General features: G+C 42.0%; 17 protein-coding genes and 1 tRNA gene. 1 reads left to right on the forward strand and 17 read right to left on the reverse strand.

Going from position 1 to position 23,469, the window contains the following annotated elements; genetic code table 11:
• Positions 1-17 precede the first annotated feature (17 nt).
• Positions 18-881 carry a CPBP family intramembrane metalloprotease gene (locus tag K2W90_03325; GenBank protein MBY0353369.1) on the reverse strand — a complete coding sequence of 288 codons (864 nt, stop codon included), beginning with the start codon at positions 879-881 and terminating at the stop codon, positions 18-20.
• Positions 882-912: 31 nt separating this feature from the next.
• Entirely contained in the window at positions 913-1,194 is a 282-nt protein-coding gene (locus K2W90_03330) for an HU family DNA-binding protein (GenBank protein MBY0353370.1), read from the reverse strand.
• A gap of 289 nt (positions 1,195-1,483) precedes the next feature.
• On the opposite strand from K2W90_03330, the gene K2W90_03335 reads away from it, so the two are divergent.
• Positions 1,484-2,290: a TatD family hydrolase gene (locus tag K2W90_03335; GenBank protein ID MBY0353371.1), complete on the forward strand. Its 807-nt coding sequence runs from the start codon at positions 1,484-1,486 to the stop codon at positions 2,288-2,290.
• 197 nt (positions 2,291-2,487) lie between these two features.
• Here the strand turns inward: K2W90_03335 and K2W90_03340 are convergent, their stop codons facing one another.
• The 15 genes from K2W90_03340 to K2W90_03410 all read right to left on the reverse strand — a co-directional run bounded on the left by K2W90_03340 (position 2,488) and on the right by K2W90_03410 (position 23,397).
• Entirely contained in the window at positions 2,488-3,042 is a 555-nt protein-coding gene (locus K2W90_03340; GenBank protein ID MBY0353372.1) for a hypothetical protein, read from the reverse strand.
• A 30-nt stretch (positions 3,043-3,072) separates the two neighbouring features.
• Positions 3,073-4,452, reverse strand: coding sequence for a hypothetical protein (locus K2W90_03345; GenBank protein ID MBY0353373.1), 1,380 nt, complete (start codon positions 4,450-4,452; stop codon positions 3,073-3,075).
• A gap of 16 nt (positions 4,453-4,468) precedes the next feature.
• Positions 4,469-7,273 carry a hypothetical protein gene (locus tag K2W90_03350; protein MBY0353374.1) on the reverse strand — a complete coding sequence of 935 codons (2,805 nt, stop codon included), beginning with the start codon at positions 7,271-7,273 and terminating at the stop codon, positions 4,469-4,471.
• A gap of 313 nt (positions 7,274-7,586) precedes the next feature.
• Positions 7,587-8,063, reverse strand: a complete 477-nt coding sequence (locus K2W90_03355; GenBank protein MBY0353375.1) for a metal-dependent hydrolase — start codon at positions 8,061-8,063, stop codon at positions 7,587-7,589.
• Between the two features lie 23 nt (positions 8,064-8,086).
• Positions 8,087-9,415: a SpoIID/LytB domain-containing protein gene (locus tag K2W90_03360; GenBank protein ID MBY0353376.1), complete on the reverse strand. Its 1,329-nt coding sequence runs from the start codon at positions 9,413-9,415 to the stop codon at positions 8,087-8,089.
• Between the two features lie 18 nt (positions 9,416-9,433).
• On the reverse strand, positions 9,434-9,955 hold the full coding sequence (locus K2W90_03365; GenBank protein MBY0353377.1) for a ribonuclease HI family protein: 522 nt from the start codon (positions 9,953-9,955) through the stop codon (positions 9,434-9,436).
• Between the two features lie 18 nt (positions 9,956-9,973).
• Positions 9,974-10,711 (reverse strand): hypothetical protein, encoded by a 738-nt coding sequence (locus K2W90_03370; protein ID MBY0353378.1) that lies wholly within the window; start codon positions 10,709-10,711, stop codon positions 9,974-9,976.
• A 38-nt stretch (positions 10,712-10,749) separates the two neighbouring features.
• A tRNA-Ile gene (locus tag K2W90_03375) sits at positions 10,750-10,826 on the reverse strand.
• A gap of 44 nt (positions 10,827-10,870) precedes the next feature.
• Positions 10,871-11,878 (reverse strand): type I glyceraldehyde-3-phosphate dehydrogenase, encoded by a 1,008-nt coding sequence (locus K2W90_03380; GenBank protein MBY0353379.1) that lies wholly within the window; start codon positions 11,876-11,878, stop codon positions 10,871-10,873.
• A 52-nt stretch (positions 11,879-11,930) separates the two neighbouring features.
• The gene (gene hflX, locus K2W90_03385) at positions 11,931-13,049 is read right to left on the reverse strand and encodes a GTPase HflX (GenBank protein ID MBY0353380.1); all 1,119 of its coding nucleotides are present in this window, start codon (positions 13,047-13,049) and stop codon (positions 11,931-11,933) included.
• Between the two features lie 31 nt (positions 13,050-13,080).
• Positions 13,081-13,620: a DJ-1/PfpI family protein gene (locus K2W90_03390; GenBank protein ID MBY0353381.1), complete on the reverse strand. Its 540-nt coding sequence runs from the start codon at positions 13,618-13,620 to the stop codon at positions 13,081-13,083.
• A gap of 107 nt (positions 13,621-13,727) precedes the next feature.
• Positions 13,728-18,692 (reverse strand): GNAT family N-acetyltransferase, encoded by a 4,965-nt coding sequence (locus K2W90_03395; protein ID MBY0353382.1) that lies wholly within the window; start codon positions 18,690-18,692, stop codon positions 13,728-13,730.
• 308 nt (positions 18,693-19,000) lie between these two features.
• Positions 19,001-19,681 (reverse strand): GNAT family N-acetyltransferase, encoded by a 681-nt coding sequence (locus tag K2W90_03400; GenBank protein MBY0353383.1) that lies wholly within the window; start codon positions 19,679-19,681, stop codon positions 19,001-19,003.
• An 84-nt stretch (positions 19,682-19,765) separates the two neighbouring features.
• Entirely contained in the window at positions 19,766-21,778 is a 2,013-nt protein-coding gene (locus tag K2W90_03405) for a hypothetical protein (GenBank protein MBY0353384.1), read from the reverse strand.
• Between the two features lie 86 nt (positions 21,779-21,864).
• Complete coding sequence (locus tag K2W90_03410) at positions 21,865-23,397, reverse strand: acyl-CoA carboxylase subunit beta (GenBank protein MBY0353385.1); 1,533 nt, start codon at positions 23,395-23,397, stop codon at positions 21,865-21,867.
• Positions 23,398-23,469: the final 72 nt, after the last annotated feature.

The following is a 23,469-nucleotide window of genomic DNA, read 5'->3' on the forward strand; positions in this document are numbered from 1 at the left end:
AAATCAAGAAAATGAAATTAAGCCTTTAAGTGTGGCTTATTACTCAAGCGATCGCGATACGCGATCATGAGAAAAACGATTACGAGCACAAAGAGTGCGTGAACCAAAAATGATTGCCGCAAATCTGCATTAACAAACCATGGCAGCTGGCTTGCTGGCAAGTAAACTAGCAATGGTGCGCGGCGCATAATTACTTTAACAAATACCAGCCCCGCATGAGCGCCCATGCCAGCATACAGTTTGCCGGAAATATGAAAAATTAAAGCGAGCATGAAGCCCAACAAAAAGAGACCAAGTCCCAGTTTGTAATCAACCGTGAGCAGGTTGAGTGGGTTTGAAAAATCGTGGCACAACATAAAAACCAGTGCCGACCAAAAGATACTTTCTAACGGACTCAAAAATTGTTTTAAAAACGGTAGTACGGTCCCGCGAAAAATAAGTTCTTCGGTCCATGCCAGCATAAACGTTGCCAAAAATCCAAAGCCCATGCTTGCCAGTAAGCCGCCAGTCAGGGTGCCCCACGCTGTGTTGAAGTGTGTGTAGCCGGCAAGCCATAAAGAACCGAGTAAAGCGCTGTGCAAGGTAAAGAAAATAATAAACGTAGTAAAAAAATCTTTGAGCCACGACGTTGAACCAAGAAAACGAATGTTTTGGTTAAACCATGTTTTTAAAAAACTGAGTGGCTGTAGACTGAGCAAAAGCAAAACGTGACTTATTGCTAAGATTGTTTGAACAATTTTGCCCGCGCCGCGGCTTGCAAAGAGTGTTAGTGATGGGTCTAGTAAGCGTGCCAAGGGCTCGAGCATGGCGAAGATGATTCCAAAAGAAAGGGCCGATAAAACTACCGGCCCTAAACTTTTCCATTTTTTGTGCTGTATCATGTTGTAGCTAGTGTACGACTTGATGTGCCGATTAATAACCTGAGCGGATTTGCTCTTTAAGATGTTTGCCTGGTTTGAAACGAGGCACCTTGATGGCAGGCAGGTTGATTTTTTCTTTGGTTGCTGGATTAATACCAACACGTGCTGGGCGCTTTGATGTCCAGTACGTACCAAATCCTGTCAAAGAAACCTTACCACCTTTTTTAAGTGTTCTTTCAATGATGCGTGTGAATGCTGCAAGTACTTTTGCAACATCTTTCTTGCTGAAGTTGGTTTCTTCGCTTAGCGCGTTGATCAACTCGCTTTTGTTCATAACGGTCTCCCGAAAAAGAGTGTAACTTATCAACATTACGTTTCAGTGTGAAATTTAGATTGTGTTTGCAGGTTTGTCAAGAAAAAGAGCGAAGACATAAATGTTTTTCTTACTTTTTTGTATTATTATTATTTATTAAAGAAAAATAATTGTGGGTTTTGGCTCTTGTTTAATTTTTCTTTTCTGAATGTAAGTTGTTTTTTGCATCAATAAAATTTTAATTTTTTTGAAAAGTTCTTCATGGTACACTTATTTTTTTGATTCATTTTTGTACACAAAAAGGGAAAATATGTTTGTTGACACTCATTGCCATTTGAACATGATGGTAAAAACCGAGTTTGATACGCTTCTCAAACCGGAGCATTTTGTGCTCGTGCACGATATTATAGAACAAGCCAAGCGGGCCGGCGTTACTCAAATTATTAACGTTGGTACCAGTCTGCCCGAAAGTATGAACTCAGTAGCACTGGCACAGCATTTTGATAATGTTTATGCAACGGTTGGTTTGCATCCGTGTGACTGCACGCCAACCTGGCGCAAAGATTTTGAAGACATTGTTCGCTTGGTAAAAAATAAAGAAGAAAATAAAATTAAAGCGATTGGTGAAGTTGGTTTAGATTTTTATCACAAACCATTTGATGCGCAACGACAAGTTGATGCGTTTAAAGCGCAGATTGAATTGGCGCTTGAATATAACTTGCCGTTGGTTATTCACGTGCGTGATGCTGGCGAAGAATTACTGAGAGTTTTGGAAGAGTATGTTAAAGAAATTAAAGGCGCGACTATTCATTGCTTTAGTCAAAAGCAAGATTTTGCAGACATTGTTGTGGGCTGGGGTTTTTATATTGGCATTGACGGGCCCATAACCTATCCAAAAAATGATGAGCTGCGCTCGATTGTAAAAGCGACGCCGCTTGAGCATATTATTTTAGAAACTGATGCGCCGTTTTTGCCACCGCAGCAGTATCGTGGCAAACAAAACAGCCCCGTTTATTTGCCGCTCTTTGCGCAAACGATTGCTGACCTGAAGGGTGTGAGTTTGGAAGAGCTGGCGCGCCAGACAACGGCCAATGCGACCAAGCTTTTTGATTTGTAACAAATAAAAAAGGCCGGGACCGTAAAAAGTCCCGGCCCCAACTTATCTTTTAGCTTTTAGGCTGTTTATTTTCAACGAACGTCTATTTGGTTAAAAGATACTTTGAAAAATGCCCGTCTACGTTAACAACTACGCCGCGGCATCCGCTTTTTAGGGCATAATCGCGTCATAGCTGGTAGAGCGAAGACGGATGGAGGTTATCCAAATAAATTAGTTCTTACCAGATCGTAAGTAGTTGCTACCGGAGCTGAAGCAAAAGCCTTTTTTGCTTCGAGCATTTCTTGGTAAAGTGGCATTAACTTGTGCCAAATAACTATGCCAGCAATAACAGGAATAGCTGCTATTGTCCCAATAATTGCTCCAGAAGTCTTGATGAGTTTTTCGAGTTCTGCGTCATTTTTTCCTGAATACAATTCCTGATATTCTCTGCTTTCTTGTAATAATGCTTCAAGATCAATGATCTTTTGTGTCATTTCGTTAAGCTTTTGGTTGGTACTCTCAAACTGTGCATCCATATTTTCAGTAAGGTCTGTTGTTGCATCGTTAATATGCTCGCCAATTTCTTGGGAGGCATATGTGATCATTGATTCACGACATTTTTGGTCTGTTTCAGGATTAAAGTATTTGTATGCCGTGCCAACAAGAGATATGCCGGCATCTACCGTGCCAAGCCCTTCTAAAAGCACTGCAGCAGCATTAGCTGTTTCTGCCGTAACAATGAGTGTAAGAGCTAATAAAAATACTTTTTTCATGATGGTAACTTCTTTCTTTGTTTTTACTTTTTATGCCGCAGCAGCCGCTTCATGTTCTGGTTTTATGATTGGCTCGGTAGTTACAAAAATAGGCTTTTTTGGGTAGGCAAACTTTTTAGCTTTTGTCTTTTTGAGCTTGTTGGTAACGCCTGCTTTAATTTTTGTATAAAGCACGTAGCCAACAGCGGCAATAGCTACTGAAAGAGCAGCAGGTGTCCATTTTGCACAAGATTCCCATGCTGGAAGCTTGTCAGAAAATGTTTCAATGAACGTCTTTTGGCTTTCTTCGCTTGCAAGTTCTTTTTCAAGTTCTTCTATCTTTTTCAAAACTTCTTGCTTGCGTTGTTCTTTTTCCAATTCTGCTTTGATTGCTTCTGCTTTTCTTAATATTTCATCGTTGGTAGCTTTTTGAGCGGCGGTTTCTTGTGACAATTGAGCTTCTCGGTCTTGCTTAATTTTTTCAGCATCTTTGAGAATGCTTTCTTGTTTTGCTTTCTCTGCTTCTTTTTGTCGTTCTTCTTGTGTTTTTAACGTTTTAGCACGTTCAAGAAGTTCTTGTTCTTCTGCCAACTTTTTAGCTGCTGCTTCTTCTTGTTCAATTTTTCTTACGTATTCAATTTCTTCTGCTTTCTTAAGCAGCTCGTCTTGCTTAGCTTTTTCAGCAGCTGTTGCTTGTTCTTGCTTAAGCTTGCGAGTGTTTTCAATAGCGCGCGCTTGTGCAAGAACCTTTTCTTGTTCTTCAAATGTCTTTCTATCTATTGCTTCTTGTTTAATGCGTGCTTGTTCTTTATCAAACTCAAGTTGAGCCTTTGAAATTGCATCGCGTTGGTTTTTAAGTGCGGCAACGTTGTTAACAAGCTGACGAGCTGGTTGAAGCCTTGTTGCGTCGATAATTTTTGGGTTGATGGTGTTTAAACAATTTTCAAGTTCATGGTTATCACGTAACAAAAGATTATTCGCTATGTTCAACAACATAAAGTCTTTCTCAGACTTTGGTCCATTTTTTTCTATGTTTTGAAGAGCTGCTTTATTTTTTAGTAAGAAATCTTGTGCATCAATTCCTGCTGGTCTATTTTGTTGCAAGCAATCTATTACTTTGTTGTATTCTTGTATTTGTTGTTCAATTGGCGCAGTTGGCACGTTGTGTTGTTTGTAATTTTGTAAACTTTTATTAAGCTCTGCTATTTTTTCCTTGAAAGCATTGGTTGTTTTTTCAATGGTGCCCATGACTGCCTTTGGCGTGCCACAGTTCCAGAACCAGCAAGCTGTATAAGCAGGATCTTCTTCAATGCCAAGACGGTTTTCAAGATCTTTAACCGTCTGTTCAACAGGATCTAAAAAAGTTTGCGTTGCAGGCAACGCGTTTGTTGCTGTACTTAATGCGATAAGTACTAAAAATATTCTTTTCATATTCATCCCCCAAGGATTAGTTAATAAGGCCGTATGCAAGTGCTTTTCCGTAAGATTCTACATTTGCGCTTTGTAAGAGCTCTTTAATCTGGTCTAAAGTTGTTAATGTTTGTACACTGCGGTCATCCATAAATCCGTAAAACTTAAAGTCGTTTGGCCTGGTGGTAATCAGTTCAGCAGGACTTTCTTTGTGTACCGTTATAAAACTTAGTGCGTTATTGTCTGGGTTTGCAAAGTTTTGTTCCAACATTTTCTTAGAAGCAAGTTCACCAGCAAGAGCCGTTGAGGCTTGGCACAACTCGTCAATAATTACTAGTGCATGCTTATTTTGTGCTTTCAAGGTTGCCGCTTGGGTAATAATGTCTTTGAGCTTGTCCAAGTGTGACGTGAAGCCTGAAAGCCCTCGCGCTGGATTGTCTTTGGATACAATGCTCACCAAAAGTTTTGATGGTGGCATGATAGTAAAGTTTTGTGCAGGTGCTATACCAAAGCACAATGAAAGGATTGTTGCGTTGGCAATAGCGCGCAATAACGTTGATTTACCTTTGGCGTTGGCGCCGTAAATAAGTGCCGTTTTTTGATGATTAGGTCCACCAAGTTCAAGATATTCGTATGGCGAAATGTCTTGTTTTTCCATTCTGTTGAGCAGGTATGGGTACCATAAGTTATTGGCACGAAGGTGGCCACGAGCCGTTCCAAGAGATGGTGCAGGATCATAGACAGTTGGACCTGTTGATGGGCATATAAAGCTTGTAAAACAAAAGCAATGTTGTTGGTCTGCTTCATGTTTTTTATACAATTCAGCCAAGCCAACCCACATATCAAGTTCGCCAACAGCTTCAAGCAGGTGCGAGAACGAATCTTTATGTTCAGTCATAACCTTGTAGTTGGCAGCATCGGCAACGCCAACGGTGCGGCCTTTAATAATGCGCCATGGGTTGTAGCGGCGTGGGCTGTACCACGAAGGTGTTGCAAGTGGTTCAATAGCACCGCTAATATCTGCTGTATTGAGTGTTTGTAGCAATGTCTTCAGATCGCGTGGTGTTGTTGGTGTAACAATTGATCGTTGGGCATCAAGGTGCCTGAGACATGTTAGGTTATTGCGCAACACGTCGTTTTGTTCAAGAACTGTTTTAAGCGCTTTAGTTTTTTGTACAAAGAAAGCTAATTTCTTGTTTAAGTCATAAGCTTTTTCAACCATATCAACTTGTGAAACAAGGCCTTCTTGGAGTGGATCTGTTAGGTACATTTTCCCAAAAATGGTGGTTCTGACTAGGCTGTAGAGTCCACTTGCCAAGTTGTTGAGTACTTCTGAACTTGCCCAGGCAATGGCAATAGGCGCAGAAGAAAGAAAGCTGCCAATCATGGCGGTCCAGCTTGTAGGGAGCATTAAGCTTTCTAGAGCTACAGAACCAAATAAATCTGGCGCAATTGGTGCAAAGTAACCCAAGAATAGTACGAAAGCAATAACTTTTAATGCATTGTCCCAGCGAGGATTAACGAGGCTACAAACTTCTTCAGCAACTTCAGGTCTGTATGAAACAATGATACTATTTTCATTGTCTGCATCAGGTTTGCTAAACAAACGTTCGTTGTTGGCAAATGCGCTTAATGCTTTTTGTGCAATGGTTTTTGATGCAAAGGTTATTTTTTTTGAAACACCAAGTACTGAATCTGTTGTAACATTTGTTGGACGAATGTTGCCATGGCTTCTAAACCATACATTTAATTCTCTTTCCAAGTAAGCGTGTCCTTTTACCGTGGTTAAAAGTGCGTGAATAATTAATGGTATTGTTGAAACGGTAATGCCACCAAAATAAGGAACAAGGTGTTCGCTTACTAATTCAGGAATTTTTGCCAGGGTTTCTAGGCCATTTTGTGCAAATGACCAGACGGTATCAACTCCTGAGGTTACAAACCCCACTTGTATTCTTGCTAGCAATACGCCAAAAATGCCAAGTGTCCATGGCTGTTTATCAGCATTATCTAGCGATGTTTTAAGTCCTGGTATTTTTTTTAATACATTAACTGTTGAACTTAACGAATGAGAACCACTAATAAAAGGGCCACTTGAAAGCAAATGGCTGGTAAGAGCTCCATTCCAAAATGATAAAATATCAAGTTCAATCTTTTTTACTTCATCAAGGTAGGTAACAATGCGTTTGCGCAATGCATCGTTTCCAACTAATTCTCTTAAAACAGCTTGGCGTCTTCTCAGTTCTGTATCGTTATCAGTTGGTTGGCCAAGTGTCTTTGCCAGCTTAAACTCTCCCAAGCTTAGGCGGGTGTGCTTGTTTAAAATAGTAAGAAGGCTCTTTTGTCCGTTTTTTGAAATGATTTCTAATTCTTCGCTGTAGGCATTAAAGTCAAATAAGGGAGAGGGTGTTTCGCGATTACTTTGCTCATTGCGCGCAAAGAGTGTGTAAACTTGCTCGCTAACACTGAGTTTGTTTTCCATTTGTTTTTGGCAGATGACGTATTTTTTTAGTGTTTCATCAATAAATGCTATTTTTTCTTCATTGGTTGTTTTCTTTGCTAACTCGATTGCCAATTTTGGATGGATTTTACTTAGTTTGGTTGTGGCGCTCAGAGGATTAGTATTTGCTTGCAGAGCAGTTTTTATTTCTGCGAGTGTTGTGATAATTTTTACGCAGAGTTTCTTTCGTGAAGACAATACCTTATTTACCGCTTCGCCCATAATGTATGAAGCTGTTTGGCTGGGATCAAAGCTTTGCGCAGCAGCATGAGTTTGCATTGGCTGTGCAAGTAGGCCCAATGCCAATAGCGTTGATAAAAAGAATTTTTTATTAAAAATAACCATTGTGTTGCCCCCCGGCTAACGGTATAACCTCAAAAAATAACCTCCATCTCCCCCTTAGGAAAAATGGTATAACCTCCAAGTCCCCATTGAAATGTGTGCTTACTTAATTAAGTAATAAAAATACTTAATTATTGATGATAGGGTTTATAGCCTTTTCAGCACTATAAAACCAGCTTACGAAGTTATGATTTATTCGTCAAATGGGTAGGGGTCTAAAAGGCCAAAAAAGCCTATAAAATGGGTTTTTTTGAAGATTTTACTTAAAAAAAGCAGGATTATTTTTTTATTATAATTTCAGTTAGAAATGGAAGTTTTAGTATCTTTTGGTGAGTTTTTTAAATTTGGTTATCGATTTATCAAGAAACACGTGGCTGAGCGCGCCGGCAACAAAAAAGAGATAATATGAGATAATATGATTAAAAGATGCTTGGTTAAAGTACCCCAGGTATAAAACAAAAAAACCGGGCATAAGGACCAAAAACCAGGATTGATGGGTAATGGTTCGGTGCCGAACAATAGCAACCAAAAAAGCAGCGGCTGCAAAACAAAAAAAGAACTGCCAAGCATGGTACCAAAGCGCTACCGGCACTATAACTATTGCCGAGAGATAAAAAAGTCGCTGCATCTTGCTGCGAACATCGATATCAGGGAAAATGGAACCAACAAGACCCAAACCTAGCCCAAACAAGAGGTCGGCTGTTGTTGGTGGGTATAAAAAGTGTGCGGTTGCCTGCCATACCACAATCCAGGTTACCAGGCCTGCCGACAAATGAACTCTATAACCAGGCATGCGCTTCTCCTTTTTTTGCGTGCCTACGTATTAATTTTAATTTCGTGCTGTGTTGCTTTGGTTGTTGGCCGCAAGCGGGCCAGATTGGTGGAGGGGTAGTAAAAAGCGAGAATGTCTTTAAAATTCCATCCCTGAGCTACCAGTTCGCGGGCACCCAGTTGGCATAGTCCCAAATTGTGGCCAAAACCTCGGCCGGTAAGCATTACCTTTTCGTTGCGCAGTTTAACGTCTAATGCCAGGCTTTTGAGCTTTGTCTCCAGGCTGGCCTTAACATCAGCCGCTGGTACAATAACGCTTTTTTCATTATTGGCAATTCTAATTTTGTGAGCAATGCCTGCCTTATCGCGTTCGTGAACAACCATGTGGGTTATTTCTTTAATGGGCCTCAGGTGGTGGGCTACCTTTTTGTTTGCTTTCAGTTGTTTAAGCATTTCAATCGGGCACAAGTGCTCTTGCCATTTAAATAGTGACTTTTTTTCACAGAAGGTGCATTGATTGGTGCGGTACAGATACGGTTTTTTTGGATCGGCTTTTTTCATATCGCTGGGCACCACACCGCCACAACAGATATCAAACATGGTCAGCGCAACCCCTTTGTTGTGCGTGAGTATCAGATTATGGGTTTCTTCAACCGCCTTGCGCAAATGTGTGCAGTCGTGAGCACCACGGTAAACTTGATGGAAATTAGTGTTTTTTATATCGTACCCCACATTTTTGCCGCGCTTGGTGCGTGCTTCCAGCATTTGGTACACGGCGTAGGTGCGTGAGGCAACGGCCTGCACCTTTTGCATTTCTAGTGGCCAGTACGAAAGGCTTTCAAACCGTAGAACTGAATAGATATAATCGTCCAAAGAAATTTTGTTGATGAGTAGAAGGGCTTTTTTTTCTTTGTCTATGCGGATATTGAGTGTGCCTTGGTATGATCGGTTGTCAAAGTGTAAAATGCCGTCTATTGGTGTTACCGCCAGGTTGTTGTTAATAACATTGCGGTATTTACCATCTTTGCATTGTAAGTAGAGCGTATTCTCTTTTACAATAATAGTAATCTTGGTATTTTTTTTCCAGAGTGCTTTTTTAAGACCAATGGGGCTTTCTAGTACAAAGCCGTTGCTTGAACTAATAGTGTGTGAACTGCGTGTTTGTGCATCTAGCTCGTTGAGCAAAACATGAATAAAAATAGGTTTGCTAGGCAGTTCGGTAAGGTCAGGAGTTGGCGTTGCTTCAATATTTTCCTGTTCTGGATCGCTTGTTTGGCTTTCATTGGTGGGGTTTGCATAGATTGTTTGTACGAACATGTCGCCAAAAATAATCGTGCTGCAAAAAATAATAACGAGAGTACTATTTTTTTTCATGAAGTTTTTTTACACCATTTAAAGCGGCAGTTGATGAGTTTTTGCCAAAGCAGCTAAAGCAGCAGGGAGCTTTTTTTTGTGATCAACGCCCAGGTTGGCAAGTTCGTCTGCCACGGTGTTGTATTCGCGCAAAACGTGTTTAAAGTGGCAGGTTAAATCTTGCAAGAGTATTTCAATAACCATTTTGATTTGCAATAAAATGGGATTTTTCATTTTATAAGCGCCACGCATTTGCTTAACTAACAGTTCTGAGTCTGAAATTACCAGAACAGAAAGATCGTTTACTTCTTGTTTTTCTGCTTCTTTTTTAATTAAAAAAAGTGCGAAGACGAGGGCCAAATATTCTGCCTGATTGTTTGTCTTCAGGCCGATATAAAAGCCCTGTTTAATAATTGCTTTGCCATTATGATCAACCGCGTAAATGCCGGTTCCTGCTGGTCCTGGATTGCCGCGAGCAGCACCGTCAATGTAAACGGTCCAGGTAAGGCTTTGCGGCTGGGTAGCTTGTGATGATAAAAATGAGTTTTGTTGTTCTTTCATAATGGCCTTAACGGTAGTTTAATAAGCAGCTTTTGCTACATCCTTTTCTTCTTCTTGATCGTAGTACAAAAAGCGGTAGCAGCTGCGGCATGGCAATATGTCTGATTTTTTTAATTTATAAAGATCTTGATGTAGCACGGCGTAAAAACACGAGCTGCAACTTGAACGTATCACCGGTACAATTGGGTCGGGAACATTATGTTTCATACGATCATAACGCACCAGCCATTCTGGCGGAATAGTTTGCACCAGCGTTTCTCTTTTTGCATGCAATTCAACAAGTTGTTGCTCAAGTGTCTGCACAGCTGCTGCTTTTGCTTGTATGTCTTCAGTAAGATCTGCTGTGCGACCAACACTGTTTTTTTCTTCAAGCTCATAGCTTTTTTGTGCTGTTTCTAGCTGATGCCATGCTTTTAAGAGAGCATCTTCTTGCTCATCGCGATCTCTGCTCACGCGGTCAAGTTCTTTGCGCACTGCCTGATATTCTTTTTGGCTACCAACATTTGCCAGCTGTGTTCTTTTTGCTTCTTCTTTTATTTTAAGGTCGTGTGCTTGAAGTTCTTGAAGATCTACATTTTTTTGTTCTTGGCGAAAACGATTCTTTTTTTCTTCAATACTGATGGCAAGCTTTTGAATAAGCTCTTGATCGGTAGTAAAAATTTTTTGAGCTTCTCGCTTCTGCTTTTCCAGGCTAAGGATGTTGTGGTCACATTCAGCAAGAATTTTTAAATTTTGCCAAAGAGCTTTTCCCGTCATACTGCCCTCTCTTTTGGTGGAAGATGTGATGAAGAAGGTGGTGGGCCCACCAGGACTTGAACCTGGGACCTTTCGGTTATGAGCCGATTGCTCTAACCAACTGAGCTATGGGCCCCCACATGCATATGATTTATAATTGAGGTCAGTGTAAATCAACTTTTATGAGTTGTGAAGTAAAAACTCTTTCAATCGTGATGAGTAACCAAATTCATTGTCGTACCATGCAAAGATTTTGTGCATGCTGCCGGTACTGTTTGTTAAAAGACTATCAAAGATTGCTGAGTGTGGGTTGCCAATAAAATCTGATGAAACCAGTGGTTTATTGCAGTATTCAACAATATTTTTGAGTGAGCCTGCGCTTGCTGTTTTGAATGCTTCGTTAATCTTTTCAGCTGTTAGGGTTTCTTGTGTAACAAATGTAAAATCGACTAGTGACATGATAGGCAGTGGTACGCGCAGAGATGTTGCCGAAATTTTTCCTTCCAGTTCCGGGAAAATCTGGGTAATAACTTTGCTTGCACCCGTTGCTGCTGGGACCATATTAGTAGCAGCAGCGCGTGCGCGCCGTGCATCTTTGTGTTGGTTGTCCAAGAGATTTTGGCTCGCGGTGTAGGCATGCGTGGTAGTCATCATGCCCTGCACAAGTGTAAAGTTGTCATTAATAACCTTGATCAAGGGTGCAAAACAGTTGGTGGTGCAGCTGCCCAGCGAAATCAGGCGATGCTTGCTAGCATTGTATGCTTGGCTGTTCACACCAGGAATGATAGAGATATCAATATCTTTTGATGGTGCGGTAATTAAGATTTTGCCGTTTTCTGAGAGTGGGTGGCGCTGTGCTTGCTCGCGCGTGGTAAAGTGGCCTGAAGCTTCTACAACCCAGTTAACATTAAGCCGTTGCCACGGCAACGCTTCTGGTTCATTTTCGCTGACGACGGTGATTTCGTGACCATCAATAACAAGTTTATTATCTGCATACGATACTTGGCCTTGGTAGGTGCCCATGACCGAGTCGTATTTAAAGAGCAGATCAAGATTGAGAGGCGGGGTAGGGCCAACGTTAATGCCGACTACGTTGAGCGTTGAGCGTGCTTTTGCGTCGCACATGATAGTACGCAAAAAGGTTCGGCCAATGCGGCCGAACCCGTTAATTGCTAAGTTAATTGACATCGAATTCTCCTTTTTTCTGATGTATCAAATAACGTACAAAAAATAAAATATATTATGCTTTAAAATTGTGAGCTGCCATGAAAGTAACAAGATCAGCTACGCCTTCTTTTGAGCGTGTGTTAATCAGAACGTGTGGATTTATTTCCTGAACGTCGTGCTTAAGCTTTTCTAGTTCTTCATCAGAAAGTTTATCAACTTTATTAAATGCATAAACCATTGATTTATCTTGAACGCCAAGATCTTCAAGAATCTGATGAACAACTTTTAGGTGGTCTGGCCATGCTGGATTGCTTGCGTCAACAACGTGTACCAGCAATGAAGCAAATCTGAGTTCATCAAGAGTAGACTTAAATGCTTCAATTAATTTTGGTGGCAATTCGCTAATAAAACCAACGGTATCTGAAACAAGAATGTTTTTGTCTTTGCCTAAATACAGTTCGCGTGTGGTGGTGTCGAGCGTTGCAAAAAGCTTATCTTCTGCCAAAACATCACTTTTGGTCAAGCGGTTAATTAAACTTGATTTACCGGCGTTGGTATAACCAATTAAACATACGAGAGGAATTTTGCTTTCCAAGCGCTGTTTGCGTTGTGTATCGCGTGCGCGTTGTAAGGTGTCGAGCTTCTTTTTTGCTTGACGCAGTTTTTCGCCAAATTCTTGTTTTGCAACTTCGGCCAACGTTTCTCCTGGTCCCTTGCCGCCAATATAGCCAGCTTGCTGTGCCAAATGAACGCCTTTACCAAAAACGCGTGTTTTTAAAAATTCAATTTCCGCCATTTCAATTTGCACTTTGCTTTCTGAACTTATGGCTGCATTTCTGAAAATTTCTAGAATCAGTTTGGTGCGGTCGTACACAACGCAGTTGAAAAAGTCTTCAAGGTTGCGTTCTTGCAATGGTGTTAAAACTTCTGAAATAATAACTTCATCTATTCTGTGTTCGTTACAAAAGTCAGCGACTTCTTGTAATTTTCCCTTGGTAAAGAAGGTATTTTTGTCAGTGTTTCTGAGCTTTAAAAATATACTTTCATCATACGTTATGCCGACTGTGTGGATGAGGCTTAAAAATTCATCGTAATAATGTTCTGCGCTTTTAAGGTGATTGTAAGGAGCGTAAATGCCAACGATAAGAATGCGCGGACGCATGCTATCGGTTGGTGTTGCTGGGCGGGCCATGGGAGGAATCTTTCTTATATAAAGCTTCCTGTTATTCACCTTCCAAGAGGTTCAAGATTGCTTGACCAAACGTCTGGGCAGCTTGAGGGCCCTGGCAGGTAATAATTCTTTCTTCAGGAAGCACAACACATTCTGAGTCTACAAAAATGACATCATATTCTTCCAGTATAGCTTTTGCCTCGTCAGTTGGATAGACCGTAGCATCTTTATTTTGCAATAATCCTGCTTGCACGGGCACAATGCTGGCATAACAAATAGCAGCAACAATTTTCTCATAGTCATGAAAGTAGCGGACTATGTCTTGCAGTTCTTCATTATCCCACAAAAATTGAGGGGAGGCTTTGCCGCCAGGAATAACGATTGCGTCGTATGAATCGAAGTCCTGGGTGTCCATGTCGCCCAATAACAAGTTTGGGGTAAACTCATAACCTTGAGTGCCACGTGCGGGGCCTGGTTTAAAGCCAGCAACGTCCACATGGTAACCTTGGGCGGTTAACATGGTGTAGGGTTCGGTGAATTCAACGTCCTGAAAATCCAACGGCATGAGGACAAAGAGGATGCGCTTGTTCATGATGGGGCACTCCTTTTTTACTGGTTTTGGCCAAAACAATGACTATGCATATGCCTTTAGCATACGCAAAACTGGCCAAAAAGAAAGGAGCGAGCCCGGGTAATTGTCTACTCGAGTGTTTTTAACAGGGCTTCAGTTTTTGCGAGCGCGGTCGTTATAGCATCTTGTGTGCAGATAATGTTTTCTCCTGCGATGGCTGTCTTGCTTTCCCCAATTCTTTGTGAAAGGTTGGTAAGCAACGTGTGCAAACGTGCGCAGCGTCGTTTTTTCTCCACGAGGAATTCTTCTGGGCTCATTTGGTTGTAACGTTGCCAGTTTTCTTTGGTCATCGCAAACGTGTAGCCGTCACTTTCGGTACGAATGTTGTCGCGCGTTTTTCCTCCATCGCGGAAAGTTCCGTCTTGAACAAAACCACCCATTACCAATGCAATGATGCTGTTAATATTCCAGTAGTAAACTTCGGCATTAAAATCCGTTGGTATGGAGCTGCCAACTGTATGGGTAAACCAGACCTGGCAGATTGCTTGCAAGGCTTGGTTAAAGTAGCCTTGTCCTTGAAATTTTTCGCCAATCCAGATACTAAATTGACCACAGTCTTTTGATTTTTTCACTGAAACGCTGCCCGCAAATTCATTGCTTGAGTTAGAGAACAGTGAATAATGAAGAGAGCGGCTGGTGCTTGGTGAGTTTTTAAGAGCCCTTCCTTTTTTAGGTCCGTAAGCAGAACCGGAGAAGTAAGCATTGGTTGTGGTGCCTGCAGCATCGAAAAGTTCATTGGCCGCCGTGCGGTGAGAGGAATCATATGTTTCTAATGTAATGTTTGAAAGGCGTATTGTTTTTGGCGCCTCTTTAAGTGCTAAGATTGTTGGTTCATCATCAATGAGTTGGTTTGAGCTGCTAGCTGCCGAAGAGCTGGCTGAGCTGCTGGCGGATGAGCTTGCGGCACCTTCTTGTTCTTTGTGGCGGGCAAGGTCATCGCTTACCCGCTGCTTGTATTTGTTTAGAGCCTTGCGAAGAAGAGCGAGTCCTACGTAAGGAGTTGTTGATTGTTCAGCTACTTTTGTTGCTGGCTCAATTGCTGGTTCATAGTCCTGTTCTACAAGTGCTGTACACAAATCCACTAGTTGATTTTCGTCATAGTCCGGAAAGTCTATTTTTTTTTGTACAGCTTGGGTTCCTGGTTCAAATGCTGATGTACATTTGTTTTCGATAAGGCTTTTGAACAACAATAATGCCGAATGTTGAGCATATTTATTTTCATGGCATATGCTGTTTGTAGCTGCCTGCGTTGCTGCCTTGAAGGCAGGTTGATAGTCTTGTTTAAAAAGGGATATGAACACTTGCCTTGCTAAATGTTGGGTGTCCCACTCCTGATCGTTTATGTTTTGAGTTGCTACCGTTATTGCCTCATCGAAGGCCGGTGTATAGTTTTTTTCAACAAGTGCCAGAAATAATTTTAGCGAGATTTCAGCGTATCCATGGTGCTTGCCAAGTAGTGTCGCCAGGCTGTGAGCGTAGTGATGTACCGAGGAATAACCCTTTTCTACAAGCTTTCTTAACAGATCAACAACCCAATATCTTACATGTTTTTTTTCGTTTACTAAGTTTTTCTCTATAGCCCCTGCTGCTTTCATAAAGGTCGGTTCGTACCCTTGTTCAAAAAGTTTTGCAAAGACTGTTACGGCTTTATCGCCGATGTGGTAACAGCACATGCCTGGTTCCTTCTCATCTCGACGACAGATGGAGAACATGATATTGGCCTTAGCGGCTTTTAGTGCGCTTTCAAATACTGCCTCATGCTTGTTGCTGACAAGATGAGTAAAGGCATCCAAAGCCGTAAATCTAAAGTATCCTTTTGGATGATTCATGTAGTGTTCTGCAGCGCTTTGCAACAAAGCGGGTGCTGTTGATGGTGACAAAAGTGCACCCAAAAGATTGAGCGCCGCACTTCTAACATGTTGATCATCATGATCACTGTTTGTTTCGATGAGCTTGATGGCTGAGTCAACTGCTGTCTGGTAGCCCTGTTGAAACAAGGTACGAAAGAGACCACGTGCCGACTGCTTAACGTCTTCATCTTGATAGTTTATTTTTTCTGCTGCCGCCTGTGTTGCGTCGTCAAAAGCAGGTTGGTAATTTTTTCCAATGAGGAGTCGAAATATTTGCAGTGCACGGTGGTGTTTGACGTTGTCAGTATCTTTTGTAGAGAGAGTAACTGCATAGTGGTGAGCCATCTCTCCATCTAGGCCTGTGAGTATTTCTAAAGGTGTAGAGGTGTAAAAGGATTTATGCAGAAGATCATCAATGAGACCAATCAGGGCTTTTTTAAATGACTTACTTTTGCCGAATTTTTCTATAAAAACAGTATGGTGGCTACTATCTTGATAAATATCTCCTAAATATTGTGCAACTTCTCTTTGGTAGTAACGATCTGCATTAACCGGTAGTGCTTTTATGAGTTGTGCGACCAATGAAATATGACTTGCGGTACTCTTGGTCCAGGTTGAGAAGCATTCATTCAAAATATGTTTGACAACAGCAAGTTGAGTACGCGGATCATCAAGATTATACTGAAATAATGCATCGTAGCACAAGACTTCGTGAATCATATTCGTATAATATGCTAGTGCCTCTAGTCCAAACACCTTGGTCAACAATGGTACGTAGGGATCAAGAGAAGTCCTTATCTCGTCAGAGGCATAATCAGCACTATTTTTTGCATAGAGCGGTTGTTGCAGTTGAATATTGGTGCGTTCTGCATAAGAATGATTCAAGGGATTTACAAAAAGGTTGAATGACGAACCGTTGACAAGAAGAGGAATTGTCTGTTCAAATTCAAGGTCATCAATATTTTCCAACTGCGTGTTAATTTTCCAGCCACAGCGTTCGCAGAGCTTTGTAAAATATGTTTCATTGAACGTTGGTTCAAAAAATGCTTGGCCAGGGTTTGATAGGCATGCAGCAGAGCTGCTCGATGCTGAGCCAAAAAGATTGAGACCAAGAAACTTATTGAGCATGATGATGATGTTTTGCATGAGCGGCATTACTTCGTACAGTTGGTAGTCTGCGGCAGGGTCAACAAGAATGAGCGTAAGGCCGTTAGCTTCGACCGAGTCAAAAGAATGTTGCGTACCATCATTTAGCGTAAGTGAAACAGTTGTGCGTTCAAGTGAGGCCGGCACAGCGTCAGCAGGCAGCTTGATAAAGCACCCCTTGATCTTGAGGTGATCAACGCAGTCAACGCCTTTCACGTGGCCAGGGAGCTTAATTTTTGCGTATGCAATGGCGGGCAAGTTTTGCACAAGATTACTCCATGCCTGGTGTACTTCGAGTCGATTGGTGTCGTCTTCAAGGTTGTTGTGTGCATTGTTGGTTTCACCTGCATAAAAAGCCTGCAGTTCGGGCGACATGGTGATGTGTGCGTGTTGGTGGCCAAAGGTGCGTGAAAATTGGTCGTACGTTGCCACGTTACACAAGTTGCGAATGGTTGTTTCAACGCAGTCGGCAAGGTGGGTGGCATCGAAGTTGACCGTTGTGTACTCAGGTAGGTACGGAATTGGGCGACTAAATTTTTGGTGCATCAACTCGGTGTACACGACTGCGGCAAGGTCTTGATTGTTTTTGAATTGTTCGAAAACTTCCTGATCGGACATGGAGTTATAGCGTTTTTCAAGATTGGCGCGGATAGTTTTGTAATCTTCGCCTTGGTAAACATCATTGCCATCAATATCATCGTGCGCAAGCAGTAGTTCTGCTGGCAGCGCGTTTACGTATGCGGCAAAGTTGTGCTTGTCGTTAGCTTTTTTGTACAACCAAGCGAGCAACACTTGTTGCGTGGTGTAGGCAGCGTAAGGTTTTTCATGAGATCGATCGGTGGTGGTTGCAGATTCTGCCAAGCGGCATTCGTTGAGCGATGCGGTAATCAGGTCAGCAAATTTTTTGACTTGAACACCTTGTTTCAAAGCGTCCAACTTTTTCAAGGTAAGATTGATTTCTGGCACAAGAGCCTTGGTGCGCAAGACACGAATAGCTTCGTTAATGTCGAATGCTGGTTTTTGTTTTTTTCTTCCTGTGCGGGAGGCAAGGTAGTGTTGATAACGTTTTTCGCGTTCTTCTGGCGTGTTGCCAGCTTCATAGACAGTCGCAACAACGTGGTTATGTCTGGTACGAGGGCATTTTTTTGCCAATATTTCGCCGGCAGTACGTTCATGTTTACGTGAGTTTTCTTTTGCAGAGTCGCTGCGTGAGCACTGGCGTAGCACTTGTGGTTCAGCCCCGTCATCGTTGCGACTACGTTTTTGTCGTGTTGTGGTTGTTGCACTGCTTGCAGACGAGCTACTTGCAGCGCTTTGGTATTCTGCGGGAATTGTTGGTAAAAGGCTTGAAGCTGGTTGATCATCAGTCAGCACGGCAGCGTGGCGCTTCAGCTGCGCTTGGTATTCTTCCAGTGTTTGAGCCAAAAGTTTAGGATCTTTAAGTCCTTTACCAATTTTAAATACACCCTCTTTTTGAAGATATTCGTTTGTTCGTGTTTTGGTTTCTTCGTATTTTTTCAAGGTGCTTTCAAGTGTTTGTGTCAGCTGAGCAAGGTCGCTGCAGCCAGGCATGTTGAGTTTGTTGGCAATTGAAGCGACAAACTCTTGCTTGTGTTCATCGAGCTTTGCAACAAAGTCCGCATCGTTTGTTATAGCGGTTTCCAGTGCTCGCTTGAGTACATTGCTGCTTTCGTGCTTATGCATTTCCAAAGCACCCAAAATTTTACCAATGGTTCTGACGGAACACCACGATGCTGGCAAGTTGAGCTTGCTTGGCTGAAAGGCGCCGGCAACGGGCTTAAAAATTGCGTGGATCAGCTGTACGGTTGCATGCTCTGGGTCGCCGTAGTAGTACAAATTTTCGGTGTACTTATTTTCAATGTCAAGCGCACCACAGACTGGCGACAACGCCAAGCGGTGTTCAGGCCTGAAAACGGTCCACATGCCTTTGATATCTTTAATGCTGCCTGGCAGGGCAGTTGTTGCCAAACCAAGAGCGAACGTGAGAACGGTTGAAAGTAAACGTAAAAACTTCATAATAACCTCCATTCGCCTTCGCTATAAGCTACGGCGCAATTATGCCCTAAAAGGGCGAATGCCGCGTCGTAGTTCTAACATAGACGGGCTCCGTCTGCCTACGCTTTGTTGAGCCCGGGCAGAGCTAAAATATACCTAAAAATCCATTTTTTATATTCTAACAGAAAATAAAATGCTTGCCAAATCGGGTCAAAAAACCGAGGAAATAGGGAAAAAAGAGGGGTTGGGCATAGCGCCAAAACCCCTCTTTACCAAAAAGCCTGAAATTAAAGGATATTTGCGTACAAAGTACGTTAGGAACATGAACCTTATTCAGCAACCGTTTTTCGGTGCATTTCCAAAATATGACGGCCTTTCTCGCCGTTGGTTTCATAGAAATAGTCGTTGGTGTCTACAAAGCCTGCCTTGAGCAGTGCGTGGTAGCTGCGCTTGTTCCACAGCCGTACTTGAGCATAAAAGCTGTCGTATGGTTTTACCATAAACCATGCTTTAGCAATTAAACGTAGCGCTTCTTGAATGCGCCCGCCGCCCCAGTAGTTTTCGTTAATCCAGCAGCTGCATTGGCCAGGGTCAGACTCATTCTTTTCACGAATAGCAACAGAGCCAATCAGTTTGTTGTCTGCGTTGTCGTACACAACATAAATAATCATTTTGTTGGCATTCATTTTTTTTAGCTCGCTCTTGAGATACATAATTGTGTACGAGAGTGTGATATTCTTTGGAAATTCCATGTTCTCGCGCACAATGTTAGAAAACATGTTGTGGTAGTCAAGAAAGTGTTCTTCTTTTAATTTTTTAATCGTGACAAGTGAACCTTTGAGTTCTTCAGGAATTTCAGTCAATAGTTGAAAAGCAGTAGCGGGTGGGGATTTTTTAATATGAGTGTAGGTTGCATAGCCGGCAATGCCTGCTATAACAACACCAACAACAATAAGTGCGTGTAAATATTTAGTGAAAAATAATCGTACTGACAAAAATTTTTCGTTCATGAGAAATCCCCTAAAAAATAATAAAAAGCCTACAGTAGGTTAGTATACTGTAGGCTTTTATGAGTTCGCAATAAAATTGGTTTTTTATGCTAAAGTTTCAGTGTCTAATTTTTCAGGGAACGCTACAAATCCTGGCCTAAAAAAACGATGAGTGCAGGTCCCGCCAGTGCTTGCTGGTGTAGCTTTAATGATAATAAATTCAAAATATCCGTTTGGACCTACATAAGCTGCTCGTTCTGCAGGGTAAGCAAGAGATGCTATTCTGCCCGGCATTGAATAAAAACATTTGCATTTACCATCAGAAAGTTCTTCTACTTTTTCAAGTTTGGCATAGCAACCGTAGTTTTCAACAAGTTGAGTAAACGCATGGTTGTTATCGCATGGTCGTAAAGATTTTTCGAGGGTGCGTTGGCTCAGTTTTATGCTGGCAAGTGGGTTGTGATCATGGAGCGTGATTTGTGGATAGATGAACACGCTATTTTCTTGGCCTCCTTGGGGTGCTCGTGCAAGGTCTACCAGGTGAATAAAATTTTCTTGCTCTGATTCAATATAGTCTTCATTTACGCTTTGTTCTTCCATGGGTATGGGAAGAAGAGCAACTGGTTCTTGTTCAACTTGCTCTTTAAAGGTAATAGGAAGTAACCGTTCACTGCTTGTTGGTGTTGTTGATGTAGCTGGTGTGCTAGAACTGGAAGATGAACTTGACGTGCTAGAGCTAGGTACGCTTGAGGACTGAGTTTTTTTGGCAGACTTAGTTGATGCGGGCTTAGTGACTGGCTTTTGTGATCCTTTGCCTTTTTTTCTTTGATTATTGCCTTTTTTCCCTCGAGGTCCTTTTCTTTTTGCATCAATTTCTTCAATCCAGCTATCATCGATTGTGTCTGTTTTCTTTGGTTCTTGAATTGTTTCAAGTCCAAGTAAGGTGTCGAATTTTTCAGAACATGCCAAAATGTCTTTGGCTGCTGCTGGTGGATAGTGTAATTCACTTACAGCAGAGGCATTTACTTGGTATACTTTGGCAAGAATGCCAATAATATTCATGTAGTAGATATCATATTGTAAAAATATGTTGTTGGTGAATAAGTTAAGAATATCTGGCAAGGCGTAATTGTAACAGAAATATTCTCTTGCTGTGTTGTGTGCGGAATGTGGAAAAGATTTTTTGAAGCTGTGTATTGATTCTTTAACTCGGGCAAAAGTGTTGCGCAGACGTTGGGCTTGTAAGCGGGCTTTTGTGTCTGATGCTTTTTGGCCCTTAAGCGTTTCTTCTTGCAAGCTTATTTGTTTTTCAAGCAAATTAACAATGCTTTCAGCATTATGTTGTTGCAATAACTCAATAAGCGTGATGAGATCGTCTTGTGAAAGTGTTAGGTAAGCGCAGTCGAGCGCAAAAATTCTTTCAGGAAGTTCGAGTGAGTAGTGTTGTTTGTAATGGTCAACAAGTTTTCTGTACACTGAGGCCAGATAGTGCTTGTAAGGATAGGTTGCGTTTTCCAACTTTGCAAAATCGAGAATTTTACCACATGCTGCTATGCCTGCAGCAGACCAGAGGAATTTTTTGCGCATTACCGAAGGAAGTAGTTTTGTTTTTGTAATGTTGGCAACATTGAAATATGTTGGATATTGCGCAATATTATAGTTTTGTTTGATGCGTAGCGTTGCGTCTTTTTCTAGGTGGTCGATAAATTGTTGCACGTCTTGCGGAGCTTCAGAGTAAACAATTTCTGCTTCTTTATAAAAATCGATATTTATTTTTTCAAAACTTTCTTTAGCATCTGAGAAATGTTTTTGCAAACTCATACTATGAGACAATATATCTACTTGACCCTGTGCATGGCAAGCACGGTCGTACATTGTTTGCACGGTTCGTGCGCGAAGGTGCATGATCTGTAAGCAGGTAGAAAGCTTTTCTTTATCGGCCAAAATTGCCGGATCGATAGGACATGTTATTTCTGTGGTGGCGATATCTTGTTCGCTTGAGCTACTGGAACTGCTGCTTGAGCTGGTGCTGCTGCTAGCAGCAAAAATTTGACTGGTGCTACCAGCTATCAAGCTGGCAAAAAGTGACACTAATGCTAGTTTTTTGAAATTCTTCATAATAACCCCTTTTTTATTTTAATATTCAACTAGTAATATTATAGCAGAGGGGCAGCGGGGGTCAAAATATCTTTAAAAAGTGGGCTTTACAGCGGAATATTGCCGTTTTTCTTTTTAGGCAGGCTTTCTACCTTGTTTTCAGCCATTGTGAGGGCTTTTATAAGCATTTGGCGTGTAGTGTTGGGCTCGATAATAGCATCAATATAGCCATATTCTGCGGCAACGTAAGGGTGCAGGTATTCCTCCCGGTAGGTAGTCTCTAGCATTTTTTTAAGCTCTGGCCTGTTTTCAACCGGTTCATTGGCCAGTTGTTTGCCATACAAAATGGCAATGGCTGCCTGGGGGCCCAAAACGGCAATGTGTGCGCTTGGCCAGGCAAAGTTAAAGTCGGCCCCCAGCTCTTTGCTGCCCATTACAATGTAAGCACCGCCAAAGGCCTTGCGTGTAATAACGGTAATTTTGGGTACCGTAGCATTGGCATACGCATACAAAAGTTTAGCGCCGTGCCGAATAATGCCATGATGCTCTTGGTCAATGCCGGGTAAAAAACCAGGAACATCGACTAATGAAATGATGGGAATCGAAAAATTGTTGCAGCAATTGATAAAGCGGGCAGCTTTGGTTGAGGCATCACTGTCGATAGTGCCGGCTTTATGTAATGGTTGGTTGGCTATCATGCCAACTGTTTTACCGGCAAGGCGTGCAAAGCCCACCACCATGTTTTGTGCAAAGAGCTCATGAATTTCAAAAAACGTTTCACTATCAACCACTGCGCGAATAATTTTTTTGATGTCGTAGCTGGCTGTTTCAGACGTTGGCATAAGTCGGTCGAGTGGTTGTTCTGATGCTGGCTCTTGGGTACTGTCTGCGTCGGCTGCCAAATAGTTGCTGGGCAAAAGTGACAAAAGTTTTTTAAGTTGTGCAAAGCACTCATCTTCATGTTTGCTGATCACGTGTGCAACGCCAGAAAGAGCAGCATGCACCTGTGAGCCTCCAAGTTCTTCTTTGGTAATGGTTTGGCCCAAAACTTCTTTAATAACCTGTGGGCCGGTGATAAACATTTGGCTAATGTGTTCGGTCATAAAAACAAAGTCAGTCAGAGCAGGTGAGTAAGCAGCGCCTCCTGCGCAGGGGCCAAGAATGAGAGAGATTTGTGGGACAACACCAGAAAGATGAACGTTGCGTTTAAAAATGCTGCCGTAGCCAGCCAACGCATGAATACCTTCGTCAATGCGTGCGCCACCAGAATCGATAATACCAATAATTGGGCAGCCAATTTTTGCTGCCATGTCCATGACCTTGCAAATTTTTTCGGCGTGGCGCTTGCCCAGTGAACCGCCCTTAAGTGTAAAATCTTGCGCGTATACGGCAACTTTTTTGCCCGCAACAGTGCCAAAGCCGGTTACAACGCCGTCGGTATAAAGTTTGGGGGTTAAAAAAGGAGAGGCTGCCAGTTGGTCAATTTCCTGAAAACTATTTGGGTCAAGCAGCAAGTCTAGGCGCTGTCGCGCTGTTTTTTTTCCAGCATTGACTTGTTGTTCGATTTTTTTTAAATCTGAACCTTGAAGTGCTGTGATTTCTTTTGTTTTCCAAATTTTTAGGGCATCGTTGTGTATCATGAGTTTGTTTAGTGGTAATTTTCTGGCGTTGTCTTGTGTGTGTTAAAGATTTTTGAATTAAAACAGAGCGAG

The sequence above is a fragment of the Candidatus Babeliales bacterium genome (genome assembly GCA_019749895.1).
In the GTDB taxonomy this organism is placed as follows: Bacteria; Babelota; Babeliae; order Babelales; family RVW-14; genus AaIE-18.